General features: G+C 38.1%; 19 protein-coding genes. All 19 read left to right on the top strand.

All coding sequences use genetic code 11. From position 1 onward, the window contains the following. The first annotated feature begins 22 nt into the window (after positions 1-22). The 19 genes from CRO17_RS06990 (at position 23) to CRO17_RS06900 (ending at position 18,518) form a co-directional block, all read left to right on the top strand. Entirely contained in the window at positions 23-895 is an 873-nt protein-coding gene (locus CRO17_RS06990) for a hypothetical protein (protein ID WP_097040695.1), read from the top strand. Beyond that, positions 892-2,670 carry a terminase large subunit domain-containing protein gene (locus CRO17_RS06985; protein WP_097040693.1) on the top strand — a complete coding sequence of 593 codons (1,779 nt, stop codon included), beginning with the start codon at positions 892-894 and terminating at the stop codon, positions 2,668-2,670. The genes CRO17_RS06990 and CRO17_RS06985 overlap by 4 nt, the downstream gene beginning before the upstream one ends. Before the next feature lie 62 nt (positions 2,671-2,732). After that, positions 2,733-4,190, top strand: coding sequence for a hypothetical protein (locus CRO17_RS06980; RefSeq protein WP_097041928.1), 1,458 nt, complete (start codon positions 2,733-2,735; stop codon positions 4,188-4,190). 29 nt (positions 4,191-4,219) lie between these two features. Continuing rightward, positions 4,220-5,656, top strand: a complete 1,437-nt coding sequence (locus CRO17_RS06975; protein ID WP_097040691.1) for a hypothetical protein — start codon at positions 4,220-4,222, stop codon at positions 5,654-5,656. 28 nt (positions 5,657-5,684) lie between these two features. Further along, a complete protein-coding gene (locus CRO17_RS06970) occupies positions 5,685-6,251 on the top strand; it encodes a hypothetical protein (protein ID WP_097040689.1) in 567 nt (188 codons plus the stop codon). Between the two features lie 45 nt (positions 6,252-6,296). Further along, entirely contained in the window at positions 6,297-7,313 is a 1,017-nt protein-coding gene (locus CRO17_RS06965; RefSeq protein WP_097040686.1) for a hypothetical protein, read from the top strand. Positions 7,314-7,374: 61 nt separating this feature from the next. Continuing rightward, positions 7,375-7,845, top strand: coding sequence for a hypothetical protein (locus CRO17_RS06960; RefSeq protein WP_245864690.1), 471 nt, complete (start codon positions 7,375-7,377; stop codon positions 7,843-7,845). Positions 7,846-7,860: 15 nt separating this feature from the next. Next, on the top strand, positions 7,861-8,256 hold the full coding sequence (locus CRO17_RS06955; protein WP_097040682.1) for a hypothetical protein: 396 nt from the start codon (positions 7,861-7,863) through the stop codon (positions 8,254-8,256). After that, positions 8,253-8,507, top strand: coding sequence for a hypothetical protein (locus CRO17_RS06950; RefSeq protein ID WP_097040681.1), 255 nt, complete (start codon positions 8,253-8,255; stop codon positions 8,505-8,507). Before CRO17_RS06955 ends, CRO17_RS06950 begins: the two co-directional genes overlap by 4 nt. Next, on the top strand, positions 8,485-9,129 hold the full coding sequence (locus tag CRO17_RS06945) for a hypothetical protein (protein WP_143595998.1): 645 nt from the start codon (positions 8,485-8,487) through the stop codon (positions 9,127-9,129). The genes CRO17_RS06950 and CRO17_RS06945 overlap by 23 nt, the downstream gene beginning before the upstream one ends. Next, entirely contained in the window at positions 9,129-9,632 is a 504-nt protein-coding gene (locus CRO17_RS06940; protein ID WP_097040676.1) for a hypothetical protein, read from the top strand. The genes CRO17_RS06945 and CRO17_RS06940 overlap by 1 nt, the downstream gene beginning before the upstream one ends. A gap of 35 nt (positions 9,633-9,667) precedes the next feature. Then, the gene (locus CRO17_RS06935; RefSeq protein ID WP_097040674.1) at positions 9,668-10,351 is read left to right on the top strand and encodes a hypothetical protein; all 684 of its coding nucleotides are present in this window, start codon (positions 9,668-9,670) and stop codon (positions 10,349-10,351) included. Between the two features lie 49 nt (positions 10,352-10,400). After that, positions 10,401-11,123: a hypothetical protein gene (locus CRO17_RS06930; RefSeq protein WP_097040672.1), complete on the top strand. Its 723-nt coding sequence runs from the start codon at positions 10,401-10,403 to the stop codon at positions 11,121-11,123. A gap of 200 nt (positions 11,124-11,323) precedes the next feature. Beyond that, positions 11,324-11,809, top strand: coding sequence for a hypothetical protein (locus CRO17_RS06925; protein WP_097040670.1), 486 nt, complete (start codon positions 11,324-11,326; stop codon positions 11,807-11,809). Positions 11,810-11,812: 3 nt separating this feature from the next. Beyond that, complete coding sequence (locus CRO17_RS06920; RefSeq protein ID WP_097040668.1) at positions 11,813-12,229, top strand: hypothetical protein; 417 nt, start codon at positions 11,813-11,815, stop codon at positions 12,227-12,229. 18 nt (positions 12,230-12,247) lie between these two features. Then, positions 12,248-13,261: a tyrosine-type recombinase/integrase gene (locus CRO17_RS06915; protein ID WP_097040666.1), complete on the top strand. Its 1,014-nt coding sequence runs from the start codon at positions 12,248-12,250 to the stop codon at positions 13,259-13,261. Positions 13,262-13,384: 123 nt separating this feature from the next. Next, positions 13,385-14,026 (top strand): hypothetical protein, encoded by a 642-nt coding sequence (locus CRO17_RS06910; RefSeq protein WP_143595997.1) that lies wholly within the window; start codon positions 13,385-13,387, stop codon positions 14,024-14,026. 345 nt (positions 14,027-14,371) lie between these two features. Then, the gene (locus tag CRO17_RS06905; protein WP_097040662.1) at positions 14,372-16,615 is read left to right on the top strand and encodes a homing endonuclease associated repeat-containing protein; all 2,244 of its coding nucleotides are present in this window, start codon (positions 14,372-14,374) and stop codon (positions 16,613-16,615) included. A gap of 157 nt (positions 16,616-16,772) precedes the next feature. Continuing rightward, positions 16,773-18,518 carry a phage tail tape measure protein gene (locus CRO17_RS06900; RefSeq protein WP_097040660.1) on the top strand — a complete coding sequence of 582 codons (1,746 nt, stop codon included), beginning with the start codon at positions 16,773-16,775 and terminating at the stop codon, positions 18,516-18,518. Positions 18,519-18,655: the final 137 nt, after the last annotated feature.

Below are 18,655 nucleotides of genomic sequence, written 5' to 3'. Positions count from 1 at the left end.
TTTATATAGGTGGTGATTATTAATGAGCACTAAACAATGCTTAAAATGCTTAAGAGATAAACATGAGGCTAATTTCTATAAGTCGTATAGCAAATGGCATACAGATGAGAAAATGCCATGGTGCAAAGACTGTCTTAAACAAGAGTTCGACAATGCGCATGGTGATAAGGAATCCATGAAAGAGATTCTTCGAGTATGTGATCGACCTTTCAAGAGAGAACTCTGGGAAGCTTCAGTTGCAGACGAGAAAGATACATTCGGAATGTATTTTAAAAATATCTCATTAAAGAAATTCCGGCTTGAAACATGGGCTGACAGCGACACTGCAACTACTAATACAGGACTTGCCGCTGACTTTTCGGATGAAGATAAGAAGATAGCTCAAGAAAACGCTGGTCTCTTGGTTAAGTTCTGGGGACGCGGCTTTTCTATGGATGACTACACTTGGCTACAGAACGAGTATGAGGACTTCACTTCAAGATATCAGATAGATTCAAAAGGTATGGAGCTTGTAATTAAGCAAATCTGCCTTACACAACTAGATATTGAGAAACGTAGAGAAAACAAGGAAAAAGTAGATCAGCAGCTTAAAACCCTGCAAGATTTATTAGGCTCAGGTAATTTAAAGCCTGTTCAAGAAACGGGAGCAAATGCTGCAGAACAAGAGAGCTTTGGAACTTTGCTAAAGAAATGGGAAAATGATAAGCCTGTCCCCCTGCCGGATCCTAAATGGGCTGATGTTGATAATATAGGAAGATATATAAGGGTCTTTTTCTTGGGACATCTCTCTAGAATGCTTAATCTTAAAAATAAATATGCAGACGAATACTGGGAAGAAATTAAAAAGCATACAGTTGAGGATCCTGTTGCTGAAGAAATTGATGGTAAATCATGAGCGCTCATCAAAACTTCCAAGTAGATAGAAACAAGGCCTATAAAGGCATAAATATATTCAATAAAGGCCGTAATTTCAACAAGAAAACCAAGTCCGAGCGTTTAATGGAAGGCATTGCTGTATGGGGATCTTTCTATAGAAGTAATCCTCAGAGATTTGTTAGTGAGTATTTAGGGATTAATCTTAAGTTGTTTCAGTGTATTTTATTATACATGATGATGCACAATCATTATTTCATGTATCTTGCAAGTCGTGGTCAGGGTAAAACGTTTTTGACGTCTATCTTTTGCTGTGTTCGAGCCATATTATTCCCCGAGACAAAGATCATAATTGCATCTGGTACGAAGGGTCAAGCACGAGAAGTCATTGAAAAAATAGATGATATGCGAAAGAACTCTGAAAACCTTGCTCGAGAAATATCCGATTTAAAGACCTCCTCGAATGATCCCAAAGTAGAATTCCACAATGGTAGCTGGATCAAAATTGTAGCTTCAAACGATGGAGCGCGTTCTAAGCGAGCCAATTTGCTAATTGTTGATGAGTTTAGAATGGTTGATTTTCAGATCATCTCTAAAGTACTCCGAAAGTTTCTAACAGCTCCCCGCTCCCCTAGATATCTGCAAAAAGACGAGTATGCCCACCTCACAGAGCGCAACAAAGAGATATATTTATCCTCCTGTTGGTACAAGGTGCACTGGTCATATAACCGTTTCCTTACCTATTACAAATCAATGATGGATGGCTCTAGCTACTTTGTGTGTGGCCTTCCCTACCAATTGGCTATAAAAGAACGATTGTTAATGGAAGATCAAGTAAAGGATGAGATGTCTGAGGACGACTTTGACGAAGTTGGTTGGTCAATGGAGATGGAAGCTCTTTGGTTTGGAGAATCTGAAAAGGCCTACTTTAAGTTTGAAGATTTGGAGAAAAACAGAAAGCTCTCTTCCCCTCTTTATCCCCTGGATTATTACCAGTTACTAAGAGATTCTTCCTTTAAACCAGATCCTAAAGCGCCTGGAGAGATACGCTTACTTAGCTGTGATATTGCAACTATGGAAGGCACAGACAATGATGCCAGTGTGTATTCAGTGCTTAAATTAGTACCTGTAAGCAAAGGTCGTTCCTATGAAAGACATGTTGTTTACATGGAAAGCATAGTTGGAGGCCATACTCAAACACAGTCCACTAGAATTAGACAGCTTTACGAAGACTTTAATTGTGACTACATAGTTCTCGATACACAAAACGTCGGTTTAGCCATCTTTGATCTTCTCTCTCAACCTTTATTTGATAAAGAACGAGCTAAAGAATATGAGCCCTTAAACTGTATTAATGATGAAAAGATGCAAGCTAGGTGTGTATACACTTCTGCTCCAAAAGTGATTTATAGTATAAAAGGTAATGCTTCTTTGAACAGTAAGATCGCTATTACAATGAAAGACGCTTTGAAACGCGGTAAATTAAAGCTTCTAATGCATGAAAATGATGGTAAGGAAGTTCTTAAATCAATAAAAGGTTATGAGAACTTACCAACTGAAACACAAAGTCAATTGATTCTTCCTTATGCGCAGGCAACTGCATTGATTAACGAAATGATCAACCTTGAAGGTGAAACAAACCCTGACACCGGACAAGTTAAATTAAAAGAGCCTCGCTCTAAACGTAAAGATAAATACAGTAGCGTTTCATATGGAAATCACATAGCTTCTGAGCTAGAACGTGACTTAAATAAAAACAGTGAAACAGCCGACGACGATGACCTGGTTTACTATTAAGATTGGAGGTGAGCACAATACAAGTTAGAGATATTGATACAAATTCAGATGAATACAAATTGATGTTAAACGACATGGAGACATATGCGGGTACTTTCGCTAGTGGTTTCATAACTCGCCTTTTTTCAAACGGCATTATTACTGAGGTAACTGCAGAACAACTTAAAAAGTACTTCGCCAATCCTGATCTGTATCAGCAAGAAATTGAAAATCTAGCTCAATACTTCTACATTTCTTCTCCTGATATCCACATGCTCTTTGAGATGATTGAATCTCTCCCCACTCTAAATTATCGTATTGAGTCATTCAAAAAGACTGAAGCATCGGACAAGCATGAAATGGCCATACATAAGCAACTAAAGAAAGTGCAGCATAGGAGATTGACTCGCGACATTTTAAAGCAAACAGCTGCTTCTGGAAATGTAGTTGGCATGTGGCTGGGAGACAAAAAGAATCCGCATGCCTATATCTTTGATGACACCAGATATGCTCAGCCGCTATACCGAAAAAATAACGACTGGACTTGTGTACTGGACTTGAGATTCTTTAATTCCTTTAACGACGAGCAGAGAAAGCTTATGTTTAGGATGTTCACCCCTTACGTGACACAGCAGCATTACGATGAATTTAAGAAGGATCCAGATAAACAATACGTCGAGTTGCCTCAAGAGCGTACATTTTCCATCACAACTGGCGCTTTAAAGAGAAACCAATCTAAAGGAACATCTTGGATTACCTCTGGCCTATTCGATGTACAACATAAGAAAAAGTTGAAAGATGTAGAGAGATCGATTGCTAACAAGATCATAAACGCTGTAGCTGTGGTTACTATTGGGTCAGATAAGAATAATGGCAAATATAGTAACCTGGAATTAAATAAAGCAATAAAACAGAAGATTCATGGTGGCGTTAAGTCCGCTTTAGAAGCTAACAACAAAGATGGCGTCAATGTAGTTTCTATCCCGGATTTTGCATCTATTGAATTCCCGGATGTTAAGGTAGATGGCTTAGATGGAAAGAAATTTGACCATATAAATAAAGACATTGAGTCCTCCTACGGCCTCCTTAGTAGCACTGGTGACAACTACGCTTCAGGAAATACTAAGTTGGATCTTTTCTATAAGAGACTGGGAGTCATGCTCGAGGACGTTGAAAACATCTATCAAAAGCTAATTAACCTAATTGTTCCTGATAGCCAGTTAGATAACTACTCCATTATCTATGACAAAGAAAAACCACTTTCAGCTAAAGAAATCATTGAGGTGCTTACCAAACTGGTGGACAAAGGCTTTTCTATTAAGCATCTCGTCGACAAGTTGCCAGGAGTCAATTGGGATACCTTCCTTGAACAAACTCTTTATGAAACTGATGTACTTCATCTGCAAGAGAAAATAAAGCCTTATATGACCTCATCCGTAATGAGTGGTAATGCTGGCAAAGGAAGTTCAAGCGAAACCTCAGAAAATCCCAACACTATAAAATCTGCTACAACTGATTCCAATAATACTCCTAGTGAGTAGTTTTTCTGCTTTCAAGGAGGTGATAATTATTGAAAAAGCAGAAAAAGAAAACTCTTCAGCTCCGCTTGAATGAAATTAAGCAATCTAATGACCCCACTCTCCTTCCAGTTACCTTCTCGATCATTGATTTTGAAGTTAGTAATAATAATGCCATTGTTTCCGAGGAAGTAGCATTGGAAGCAGCAAACACCCTTCTAAATAAACCCATCGTGACTAGGTACTATCAGGTCGAAGAACCCGGATCTCCCACAGATGCATTAGGATCCCATGAAGAATTCCTTTCCACAAACCGGAATGGCGAACAGCGCTTAAAACTTAATACCACTCCAATTGGCACTTTCACTACCCCTGGATACAAAGGAACTATTCAAACAGAAGATGGAGAAAAAGAAGTACTTCTAGCTGATGGAGTTTTGTGGAAGTCTCGGTTTCCTGATGCATGTGAATTACTGAAGGAATGGCATGTAAGAGGAATTGAGGTACATTCAAGCTGCGAGTTTCTATATGAAAATTATTCATTTGTTGATGGTGTGGAGCATATTCTCTCACCTATCATCTTTGATGGTCACTGTGTTCTGAACTCTGAGAACCGTGGTAACCATTCTATTGTGCTACCGGCCTATGATTCTTCTAAGCTTGTAAGTTTTAACGAATTTGCAGGTTTTGAGAGACTTGTGGCTCAGGCACTTAATCAAAATAATACTAAGGAGAGTGAAAAAGTGAAATTCAAAAAGACTTTTGAACTGTCACATGATGACATTCGTTCGAAAATTTATGAAGCATTCAGTGAAAAGCTGGCCGAGCAAGAAGATGTCTGGATCAGCGATACATTCGATAACTATTTCATTGCAAACATCTACAGTTGGTCTGAAGATGACGCATATGACAAGTATTTTAAATTTAACTATTCAAAATCAGAGAGCGCTGTAGAAATTGATTTTGACTCTAAAACTGAAGTTTTTCTAAAGCGCAACTGGGAAGAAGTTGTGCCCCAGGAAACTCAGAACCTTTTAAACCAAAAGGATACTGAGATTTCTGAGCTTACTTCAAAGCTCAACTCTGCTCAAGAAGACAAAGCTTCAGTTGAAGCCAAGTTTAATGGCGCTAGTGAAAAACTAGTATCTCTTAACCAAGCAGTCACAGAGCTGAAACCGTACAAAGAAAAGTACGAAAGCGAAAAGCTAGAGCAAAAGCTCAACAGTCAGAAAGAGCATTACGAGGGTAAATTCACTGCTCTCAATGCTAAGGAGCAATATGAGACTGAAGAAGTTCAAACACTTGTCGCTCAATCAGCTAATGAAGGCGAAGAAGCATCTCAAGCCACAATGAAGCTAAATTCAATGCTAGTTGAACTAGTAACTGTAAAAGCTGAGGAAGCTCATAGCACTGCTACTCTTGCACTAAACAGTACTCGTCAAGATCTAATTCCAGCTGAAAATGACTTCTTCAGTCGTTTTTCTGAGTAAAATTAAATTATTATTGGAGGAATGAAAAATGGCTACACAAGCACAACAAGCCTTAATTAAACACGATAAACATGCAGTCGGCAACTTGAATTCTATTCATGTTAAGACTGTCGCTCATGGAGCAATTTTCCTTGAGGATGTAGACAACTTTACATTGGTCGAACTAGGATTTAATGCTGAGGGTGAACGTACAGCAAAGCAATTGTCTGATAAAGCTAAAAAAGGCTATCTTGCTGCCGCACCTGAACGTCGTTACTTAGATGAAGAGCTTTCCGCTTTTTATAATGCTGAGGGTGAGCGCGGTCGTATTGTGATCTTTGAAGAAGGATATACACGCTTCGACACTTCTGCATTCAAGAAAAATGATGGTGTAGATATTATCGGACATGGTATGGTAGCCCACTTTGACATCGCAGAAAAAGTATTTATTGTGTCAAAAGCTGATGCTCCACACGCTGATTACGCTGGCTCCCGGAATAAATTCTTGGTGGTCGCAAACGAAGAAGATTTGGCTTACACTCATGGCCAACCGATTGTCCGACTTGAAGTAGAGGACCTCTCCCCTGTCGCAGCCGCTCCAGTAGCAGGCGAGTAATTAAATCAAATAAAATATTAATTTTATCTTAAAGGAGTTATACATATGAAACTAAATACTGGTCAATTGCGAGCTCTTATGAGCCGCGTTCGTCAAAACCAAATGCAAGAAACAGATAAAGCAGACATTAAGTCTTACATCAAAGCAGTCTTTAATGATGGTTATACAAATCCAGATCCCTCTATGTTGCATCAGTTTAACAACCTGGTTGTCGAACAAGCTGATCAAATTGCAAAGCCAGTTGTTACAGACATCCTTGGTATTATGGCAGATCTTGATACAGCCGCTCCTGGAACGTTCAAGCAGCTTAAGATCCCTCAGAAAAACAAAGCGAAGGTTATGTGGTCGGCAACCGGTTCTGGCGTTGACCTAGTCCGAGTTGAAGGTCGTAAAACTGTAACTCTTGAGCCACAGCATCTATCTACTGGTTTCTACTATGAGCCTCTTGACCTTGTACGTGATTCCGTAGAGTTCTTCAACAAGTTAGTCAATGATGTAGCTCAGGCTAAAGTTCGTCTTTACTTGGATAATATCTACAAGCTTATTGAAGCTGCTCGAGCATCTGGAAAGATCCCTGCAGCCAACATCGCAGCTGGATCCAACCTAACTCTTACTCAATACAACAAAGTAGCATCTACCCTACAGCGGTATGGTGGCCGCCCCGTCTTCATTGGCGATGCATTGCTTGTAGATCACTTTGCTATGCAACAAGCTTCAGACAATACTTTCAATAAATTGCTTACAGATGATATTAAGAAAGAATTGCTAACAGCACTTAACCCTACTACTATTGGCCGTACAACTGCAGTGACTTTAGTGAATCCATTCCTGGACGAAACTAACTCCAAAACAGAGCTGCCAGTTAACAAAGGCTTCATGTTTGCCGGTGGTGTTTCTCAGAAACCATTCAGTGTTGTTGAATACGGCGGGTTGAAACAAACTACTGCAACAGACATGGAAGATGAACGTATTAAAATGAAACTAACTCAAGATGCTTCTGTAACTATGGTATTTGGTGAAGCGATCGGACTAGTTAAAGAAGACGCAGCTGTACAACTTTAATTAACCATCGGGCAGGGTTCCCCCCTGCCTATTACTAGGATTATTTAGGAGGAATATTATATTGAGCAAAATTAAAGTAGCTAGAAGACGTAACACCCCTTATGTAGTTAATTACACAGCAGATGGATCTCGTAGAGTGTTTACTTGGAATGGTAGCAAAAACGGGAAGATTGATTCTAAAGATATTCCACAAGAAGTTGTTGAGTGGCTCACAATGAATTCTCGTTGTTTTGATGAAGGTGAACTCTACATTGTAGAAGACAAAGCAAATGCTGATGTTACAGAAATTGTAGATAATATCTTGGACAAAGAGACATACACTTCGAATACTCATACAGAGGAAGAAATCGAAGCCATTCTCAAAGGTAACGTAAATGCTATGAAGAGTAAGCTAAGCAAGATAACAGTAGAAGAAGAGAAACAATTCGTAATCGATGTTGCTCAAAAGATGGATCTCACAGCTAGCAAAGCTAAGTTTTTAGCAGAGTGGATGGAAGTTCCAAATGGCGACCCTTCTCTTCTCTTTGAATAATAAGGGGGTCATTATATGACTACCTACGATCAAATCTGGACAGCTTTTATGGACAATGGGCAATTTCCTGAAATCGACTTACCTAAGTCAGAAGAAAAGGTATATGCAACCATTCACAATGGCGTTAAGCACTTCAATAATAAGATGGATACCGCTATTACCTGTGATGATGCATCAGAAACTATTAATAAGGCTTTAAGCGATAGTGAACTGCTGATCCTAGCCTACTTCATTAAGTTAATTTTTCGTAAGAACCAATTAACTGCTTTTCAAGGAGTATATCAACCGTTCAACGGTGACATCGGATTCAGGAATTACAGTGCTCAGATTAGATCAATTGAAAGTTCGATAGCTGAAGATAAAGACGCTCTAAGAGTTTTGATTATGAACAACGAGGAGGATTTCCTATGAGTAATCATTGGATTTCAAAGCACAACCCCTCTTCTGGAAAACTCGAGGATGAGTCCCTGTATCTTTTCTGCAGCAGACTGAGCAAGAAAAACAACGGAGTCCTTTTTAAGCTAGAGGAATATTTAAATAAACCACTGTTAAGTGATCCAGCTCTAGCAGAAATTAGGGACACCATTTTGACAGTTAGTGCTGAGATCACCAAGATTAACGACCAGTTGAAATGTGGTGATGAAAATAAGGGATTACTCTAACTACCACGAGGTTACTGTAGAAGAAAAGATGCTACACGATTCTAGTAAAATTGTTGAAATGGCCTTAAATGGATATGACTCTCAAAGCGCCCTAATTGATGGTGCAGAAAGTAGAATCCTACTTAAGTCCAAATTCAATAATGTAGATGGAATGGGTAAGTATATATATGGTCGTCCTGATGAGATTAATAGAGGCAGTGTCGTGCTCACTTCGGAAGAAAGTTGGTTAGTAGTCACTTTGCCAGAAAACTATCGTACTTATAAAAAGGCAATGATATACCTTTGCAATAACGAATTTTCATTGGCTGGTAAGGACGAAAAAATATTATTGGGCTACAACAAACTTAAAGAACCTCAGTATAAGATTATTAAAGGTGAGTCAACTAGTCATCCTTGCTACATTAGCGTATCAGCTCCATCCTTTACTGATGGCAAGCCTATCAATGTTCCTGATTCTGATTTATCTATTACGATGCCTTACAAGGTTCATTCTGATCTAGAAGAAGGCAAAATTCATGAATTCTACGGTCAGAATTATCAATTTGTAGGGATTGATAGAACAAAGGTTATTAATGAAAAAGGTATACTCATCATCTACGCTAAAAGGATGGTGAACTCCTAATGGAAATGAATTATAGTATGCTTGCTGATATCTATAACACTTTAAGTAGCGATGAATCTCTTTTAAGACTCCTACACTATCCCCCTGAAGATTTATTTAACACCCAGCCTGATCCCCTCTCAGAAGACCTGCCTAACATTACTGAAATGGATGAAGAGACAAAATGGAATATTATTAAAAAGTCTATTAAAAAAACTAAGGTCACTAGCGATTTAACCACACCTCAATGCAGACTAATGTTTTATATGGGTCGAAGAGCTGCAGATGTAAACAATGACAAGTACAGCACTAAGCAGATCATATTCGATGTTATTGCTCACAGTGATTATGAAAACGAAGATTTTCGCACTATGAGAATTACAGACCGGATTTGTCAGCTACTCCTGCATCAAAACGTGGCCGGTATCAATAAAACAAAGGATGCTGGAGGTGGCCAAATCGCTAACTTACCTAGTGAATTCGTAGGTTACAGTAACGTCTTTCAGTTTGGGTCGGGTCAATAATGGAACGGTACAATGAGGAGTATTTCATCTTAGGGATGCCGATAGAAACCGATATAGGCACTTGCCACTTTATTAAAGTAGAAGATTACCCCCGCTTACAGCCCTTCATGAATTACGTAAAAATGAGTAAATTAGAGATTATCAACGAGCTTCACAAAGACAATAAAACAGGCAAACATGATATGCTCATAGAAGTCTTTCAAGATGATCGAGTAACTTTGTTTCAGATTAGCGGCAATTTACCTTCTTTCAATGAAGCTTATTCAGAAGTCTTCAGTCATGTTTTCAATGATGACACTATCATGAATCGGATCAGCGAGGATAACTTTCAACAAATAAGACAGTTGGTCATGAGAATGAATTGCATGAAAGAAGAGTTAATTAACCCTAACCCAGAGATTCAACGAGCCTGGGAGAGAAGTAAGCGTGTAAAAGCTCAAGATGCTGAGATGATTTCGTTCTCTGATATGGCAACTAGTATTTCTGTGTTTGGTAGTAAGCCTTCATATAATGCGATAGCCAACTTGACCATCTATCAGTTTTTCATGGAGTATCAGCGTATCGCACAGGGATTTGCTTACGAAACAGCCACCCTATTTGCGACTGTATCTGCCGAAAAAATGAAAATTGACAGTTGGTCAAAACACATTGATCTTTACCAGGAAGAAAGACATGAGCTATCTCAAGGTCAGTTCAATGAAATTAAGAAAGCTTTTTAAGACAGCTAATAGCTGTCTTTTTATATGCATTTTACAAGGAGGAAACTAAATGTCTATTAACAAAACTGTTATCTCTGATACAGCTGACGTAACGTTTAAGCGTAAAAGAGATGGCCACATCGTATTCACAACTGAGGCGCAGATGGCATCTATCTCTCAGGCTGTGACAGAAGAACGGCTTAAAGGTGGTATTGGTAACCGCGATATCGCTCTAATCCGTAGTGCTAAAGAGGTTTCTCTTGCAGTACGAAACGCGTTGTTCGACCTAGAATGGCTCGCAATGACTCAAGGTGTTGCTGTTGAACGTGACGGCAAGGCTTTGGTTAACAAAATCGAAACTGTAACGGTTGGAGATGCAGGAGCCTTCACATTGAGTGAAGTTCCAGCAGAAGGAGAAGTTGTTTTTACTAACCTAGATGGTGTGAATAAGAAGGTAGCTGCAGATGGTACTATCCCTGTTGACTTTGCTGAACAAGGGGAACGTCTGAAAGCAATTTACAAGGTTGAAGCAACCGGTAAACTTGTTGAAATTGCAGCAGATAAGTTCTCTGAGTCCTATGAAGTGGAATACCGTACTATCACTTATAATCCAGATACCAATGCTGTAGTAAGTGATCTATATGTTCAGTTTGATAACGTTGTTCCTTCCGGGGCAGTCGAACTTTCTCTCGAGAACGGTACACCTCTAACACCAGAGCTAAACTTTAACGCAATGACCGAAGACAATAAGATTGGTCGCTTCTTCGAAGTTCCACGCTCCACTACTCCCTAAGGATGCCACAGTCGAGCCAGTAACTACTGAGCCAGAGCCTGTGGCTACACCAGAGCCAGAGCCAGAACCTGAACCAGAAGTAACTGAACCTGCTGAGTCAGTTCAAGATTCAGAACCTATTGCTGTAGAAGAAACAGTTGAATAATTGAGAGGGGTCTCCCCCTCTCCTTTCATTTGGATTTTTAAGGAGGAAATTATATATGTCAAAGAAATTAACGCTACAGTTGTTGAAAAGCGATGCTAAGAAGTATGACAAAAAAGAAAAAGTACAGCTTACTGAAGATGTACATGCTTTCATTTATCCACTCTTCTCTCCTACTAAAGTAAAAGAGATGCTCATTGAATTTCTTACTGACTTTGAACAAGCAAAAGCAGAAAAGATTGATCTAGCATCCGTAGGTCGCCAAGAATGGTTATTTTTCATGATTATTAAAACATTTGCTGATCTGGAGATCTCTTCACACTTAAAAAATAAGTTTAATACTTACCTTCAAATTAGAAACTCGGATATCTACCCTCTTATTCTTGAGGCCTTTCCCAAGGAAAGTTACCAACGTGTGGTAAAAATGATGGATTCAATTGACAGACAATTGGTTGAACTGAAAAATATGGATCAGCAAAAGCTAGAAGATCTTGTTCAGAAAGTTGTCGAATTGGAAGAAGAAGTTCAAACAGAAGGCGAGTAACTGATGGCCAAGAATATGGTTCAGATTCAAGCTATGATTGAAAAAGCTGCTATTAACGCCATGCAACAAACAAACAGCAACGTTAAGCAAGTCATGGTTGAAACTGGTGACCAACATGTGCAGCAAGACGTATATAACGCTTATGAGCCCCAGCGGTATCAGCGTACTGGGGAATTAAAAAAATCTTTTGTCACTGAGAACGAGGCCAATGGAGTTTCTTTAGATAACGTTAGAGTAGATGGATACAGAGATGTTGCTACTGTAGTCGAAACTGGTGAGAAATATCAATTTCAAGGCTTTGGATATAGCTATGAGCAGCCTAGGCCATTCATGGCAAACACTAGACGTAATTTGGAAGATGGCCGCTTGGTTAGTGCCTTAGCTAAGGATTTAAACAGCATGGGAATTAAAACTAAGTAATAAAGTTGGTGATGATTATTGGCTGACATTAAGAAAAATATGCTTCGTGAAAGAGCGAAGAAAATAGATGAAGTTACAGACGAACAGTGGTCGAGGGTCAATCCTTTTAACCGTGAATTAGTTGAAGAATATCTTTACGAATCAGTACATCTCTCCCCTAAAACTTTAGACCAATATAAATCTGGACTAAGAATTTTCTACAGTTGGGTTCAAGAAGCTTTAGGTGGCAAAGAAGTATACAAGATTAAAAAGAAAGAATTCATGAGATATCAGAACTACTTAGTCCGTAGAGGAATGTCTTCCAATGGAATTAAGTTTAAGCGTTCTGCCGTTTCTTCTATGAATAAATACCTCTTAAACTTTTACGAGGATGACGACAACTTCCTCACATTTAGAAACTTCATAGAAGGTGTGCCTAACCCCTCCCCTAATAAAGTCTACAGTAAAGTTCCTCTCACAAAAGTAGAAATCCAAAATGTAAAAGATGCTTTATTAGAAGCTGAGCAATATCAAATTTTAGCTGCTTTCAGCGTGCTATATGATACAGGATCAAGACGATCAGAGTTCGTTCAGTTGAAGAAGGAAATTATCTCATATGAGCCCCTCAAAGACAAAGTTGGTAATAGCGTTGGCGCGTACAGAACCCATGATGTCAGAACTAAAGGCAAAGGTGAGCAAGGATTACTTAGACCTCTCCTCCTCTCAGATGAAGCTATGGGACATATAAAGTTGTGGCTTGAACATAGAGGTGAAGATAATTGCGAATTCATATTTGTGTCCAAACAAAATAACGAATACCAGCCATTACATGCTTCTGCAGTTAACTACTGGTTTAAAGAAATCATCTCGGACATTATTGGAAGACGCGTAAACCCTCATATCGTCCGAGCTAGTCGATCTTCCCATCTAATTAAGGATTCTGACGGAAAGTTAACCAAAGCACAGAAATTACTTGGTCACAAAGATTCTAGTACCACTAATAACTTCTATAATTTAAATGACGATGATGATGATGTTGCTGATATGTTTTAATATAAAATCTCTCTTTTATTCAAAGCCATGTCCTTGGTTGATTTTTACATCTTTATCAAAATTATAGTGTGAAGTCAGTTTTCCCACTTCTCCCAATCTATGGTATAATATACAAAAAAATATATGGTGGTGTTTATTATAGCCATACTGTGGTGGGTAATAATATTTGGTATCTGGCTGGCTATTGTTGCAGCAATGAGAAAACACTCTAAAAGAAAAAGTGAAGAACAAGATGCAGTGTTAAATCATATGGCTGAATATGATAAAGAGTTTCATGGCGATCTCTTTTTCCCTGGCTTAGATGGTCAAACTAAAATTGCTTACAATAAAGATGTGAACTTATTTAAGTATTACCAGAGAACTTCCAGTAGCACTATTCAAGAGTATTCCTTTTCGGCTGACAAAGTTTTGGATGCTTCATTTGAATTAAATGGTGAAACAGTATCAAAAGTCTCCCGTACTCAGCAAATTGGTGGAGCTCTAATTGGTGGGGTAATTGCTGGAGGTGTTGGTGCCATTATAGGCGGTCTATCCTCTGATCGAAGGCATGACGAGCTAATTAAAAAAGCAACTCTAAAAATTAATACCGCAGACGTCGAAAAGCCTGTTCTATATGTAGAATTCCTCCCCTCCCTCATACCTGGATCTCCACAAGAAAAAGGGTTCCCAAAGAATGGCGAAGTCGTTCAAGCAGTGCTAAAAAAACTTGAACAATGGGAAGGTATATTTAAAATTGCGATGAACAAAAACACAACCGCATCTTAAGTGGTTGTATTTTTGTTTGTTTCGATGTGATAAATTTTGAGTGAAGATTTAAAAAATATACTCTCCTCCTTTGATGACATTAACGATAATATTATTATAGTTAATATGTTCTAATGTAAAATCCCTCTTCTCTTTTGAAATAATCCGTGTTTAAGTTCTACATCTCATATAAGTTAAGGCGTAGATTTAAATATGGATAATATTCTCATTTTTCTTTTGCAAATAAATAAATCATAATTATACTGATTTATAGGGAAAGGATTGGATTGAATTAACTACTTAATCTAAATAGGAAATTCCCTACCTCCTTCCTGGCATTAATATAAGTGGAACAATATTAGGGAGTTGTTAAAACTGGCTGCATGGAATGAATCAGATATAGCAATTTTACAAGAGAAATTTTGTTGCGCAAGTCAAGAGGAGATAATTTCTTCTTTATCTGTACATAGAAATTGGAGTTCAATAGCTAAAAAAGCACATACATTAGGTTTGCGCAGAGACAGAAGACAAACAACCAAACCATTAAAAGCTCACAATAAAATGGATATATCGGTCGCTAAACAAAGATTTGCAACCTATGATCTTAGTTTACTTGAAGACAAATATGTGGATAGTAAGACTAAAATGAAATTTCAATGTTCATGTGGAAAAATATGTTTTCAGTCAATTAACAAGTTGCCTAATCGTCCCTACTGTCGAGACTGTGGAAAACAAAAGAAGCTAAGAAATCCGATTTCTCAAGCTGTTAATGAATTGAGTAAAAAAGGATTCAAGGTACTAAATAAAAGTATGATAGTTGATTTAGTTAGCACACCTCTAGTAATTATCTGCACCTGCGGCAGCATCATAGAGAAAATGCACAGAAATTTAAGATACAACCCAAAGTGTACTTGCGATAAAAACATGGAACAATATACGAAGATTACATATGACCGTGAAACTCTTGAACGTATATTTTGGGATTACTTAGTTATCAACAAAAGGTACCCCACTGCTTCAGACCTAAAAAATGATCCATTACTACCCACAGTTGCTCCTTTTATAAGATTATGCGGCTCTTACGACAATTTCCTAAAAGAGCTTAATTTATTATCTGCTAACGGCTGGTACAAACATGACGAGAATGTTTTAAGAAAGTACTATGCCTTTAACGATATCAAACTTATTAATGAGAAATTAATGATACCTAGGTCTGAAAGTACCATACGCCACAAAGCTAACTCACTAGGTCTTACTGTTTCTTACGAGTATAGGTATGGACATGATAATTTAAATACGAACGAAATAAAACAAATCGTTTATGATAATTACTTACGATTGCAAAGACCCTTAGCCATGTCAGACTTTAAAGATTATGAATATCGAGCGATCAAAAAACATTTTGGCAATTTAGCGAACTTGTGCAAGCTGCTTGAGTTACCACTACCTAAAGGACAAGAGAACAGGTTTGTACAGTATACAGACCAAGAATTAATTAATGACTTCGAAAACGCTCTCCCATATGAAGAAATTAGGTCTAAATACAATTTTACAAGTACTTCTGCCGTTCAAAATAGATTAAGGATGCTAGGATGCTACAAGCATAACGACTGGACTCAAGAGGAAATTAATTTCTTAAAGGTTAACTACAGTCAATTGGATTGGGAAGATTTGCTAGACTATCTCTCCCATAGTAAGGATACTATCTTGCATAAAGCCTCTCAACTAGGTTTGAGGAGGGAAAATTACCATTGGACAACACATGAACTCGAGGTGCTAAGGCAATTATATATTTCAGGTGGCACTAGGGCTGTTATTGAAAAACTTCCTCACAGATCTCCCTACTCTATAAACACCAAAGCATCTAAACTTGGTATAAATAATAGGATACCCTGGTCTAATCAGGATGTTATTACACTTAAAGAAGTGTATCCAACGAGTACGATAACTGAATTATTAAAGCTGTTTCCTGAAAGATCTGCTATCTCAATTAACAGTATGGCTAATGACACACTAGAATTAAAAAAGAACAAAGAAGTATATTCAGATAAACTCAAATCAGAAATAAAATTAGAGCTTATTGAAAATTTGGTAGAACTATCAAAAGAACTTGAAAAAACCCCAAGTATTGATGAAGTTAATCAACATATGTCTTGTGGAGCAATGTCATACTTTAGATACTTTGATTCTTATTCAGCGGCATGTATGGAAGCTGGTTTAACGCCTAATCAATCTTTGTATGGCAAGTCTTTCTCTTGCATTAGTAAAAATGGCGATATTTGCGATTCAAAGAAGGAACTAGCTATTACAAACTATCTTATAGATGAGGGCATAGAATATCAGAAAGCGACGCTTTATAAAGAAATCGTCGATGATCCTAGATTGGGCATGATGAAAACTGATTGGGTCATTAATGGAATACCAGTCGAATACTTTGGAATGTCAGACAAAGAATCCTATCGTAGAAGAATGGAAAAGAAAATTAGAATCTTAAGAGAAAACAATATTCCACTTGTAGATTTGTACCCAGAGGATATGAAGAAAGATATGTTAGGACTAAAAACAAAATTGAAAAAGCATAGCATCATTCCCTCACCCCGTATCATATGATATGGAGCTCAATAGCGATATTGTTCAAGCAGTATTAAAAAAGCTTAAGTAATTGGAAATTATATTTGAAACTTTAGCAAACAAAAGCACATCCCCTAATGAATGTGCTTTTGTTTTGTAATAAATTATCTATGCTAATACTGAAAGGATGTGATACATGTTGAGTGAAGATTTGAAAATAATACTCTCCCCTTCTGCTGATACCAGTAGACAAGCTACTAACCAGCTTAATCAAGATATTAAGCTCCTCCAAGGTAAAGCTAAAGCCCTGAATATTAAATCTGAAATTGATATCTCCAAATCCTCTATTTCCGAAATTAATAAGCAAATTGCCTCCTTTCAGAAACAACTCAAGCCAATCAAGTTAGACGTAATTATGGATAAGCAAGTAGAGAAAGTGCTAAACGGATTTACAAAATCCATAGACGGCCATGTTAAGAGTGCCAAAGATCTTAATAAAGTAATTGAAGAGCAAATCACAGTCACAAAGAAATTGGACGGAACGACTGAGAAAACGAGCATGCAGCACAAACAAAATGGAGAAATTCTTCAAAAGTCCACCAGATTTGTTAATGAGCAGACGCAAGCTCTTCAAAAACAAGCTCAGGCAGCGAAAGTGGCTCAAGACCAAATTACTAAATACGGTCAAACACTCTCTAAAACAGAAAAACGTGATGCCACTGGAAATTATCTTGGCGGTCAACAAAAAAACAGATTAAACTATGAAGATATTACATATAACACTGATCGCGAAGGAAATATCTCCTCTATCCGTACCACTGATAATATAGACAAGCGCAGAAAAGCTGTTCAGCAGCTAGAGACTCAACTTAAGTCATTAAAACAGCAAGGCGAAGTATCCGCTACAACTCTGTCTAAATTGTCTAATGCAATTAATATTGCTGATACTCTACAGGATATAGAAATAGTTCGACAGCTCATCTCTCAACTAGATGACGATTCAAAAGCTAGACAACGTACTCGTGAGCTAGAGAAACAGCTAGAGCTCTACAAACGTCAAGCTGCAGTAAATGTACAGAATCTTGAGAGACGTTTTAGCTCCGCTATAGGACCTGACGGCCAAGCTGGATTAAACAACTACCTTAACTCCGTTAACTCGCTTTCAGCTAAGACCCCTAATGTTAGCCAGCAAATGAAATCTCTTAATATGGAATTCAAGGAGATATCATCAAACGTTAATACTGCTGCTTCACATGTAAATACGTTTGGTCAAGAATTACAGACTGCCCTAGCCCGCACCGTCACTTGGGGCGTAGCAATGACTTCAATATATGGATCGTTAAACGCTTTTCGTAATATCACAGAACAAATTGTAGAAGTCGACACATTAATGACCAACATTAGACGTGTAATGGATATACCGGATTCCCAATTCAACACTTTACTGAGCGAGTCCATTGATTTAAGTATACAATTAGGAAACACTCTTCCAGATGTACTCACAATGATGGGGGAATTTGGGAGATTAGGCTATGAAGGAGATCAATTGGCTGATTTAGCCGAGTCAGCACAGATTCTTCAGAATATAGGGGAACTTTCTCCTGAAGATTCAGTTAAGTCTATCACTGCCGCAATGACCAATTTTAATATTGCAGCTAAGGACAGTGAATCTATAATTGATCGAATTAACGAAGTTGATAATCAGTTCTCAGTAAGTTCTTTAGACCTATCTCAATCCATAAGACGTGCTGGATCTACAGCCTCCGTATTTGGTGCAGATTTAGATGAATTGTTAGGCTATACAACAGCTATTGGAGCATCTACACGTGAATCTGGAAACATCATCGGTAAACTAGTTGCTGATGTAAAATCCTCCCTGATTGACTTGGAACCCCTAACGTTAAGACGAGGGCGACAAGGGGCAAGCGTAATGGCAGCCTGAACGACTGAGTGGGAAGACAAGTGTATGACACTTGAAGCGACAGTCTGAGCATCTATGGAAACATAGAGAGTGAAGTTGAAGTGCTTCACCGCCATATGTTTATGGTCAGTAGCCTGCTAGGTGAAAGTAACAGGACC

Source organism: Terribacillus aidingensis (genome assembly GCF_900215625.1).
GTDB classification, from domain to species: domain Bacteria; phylum Bacillota; class Bacilli; order Bacillales; family Amphibacillaceae; genus Terribacillus; species Terribacillus aidingensis.
The sequence above is the reverse complement of the archived record's forward strand: the minus strand, read 5'-3'. Positions and strand labels throughout refer to the sequence as shown.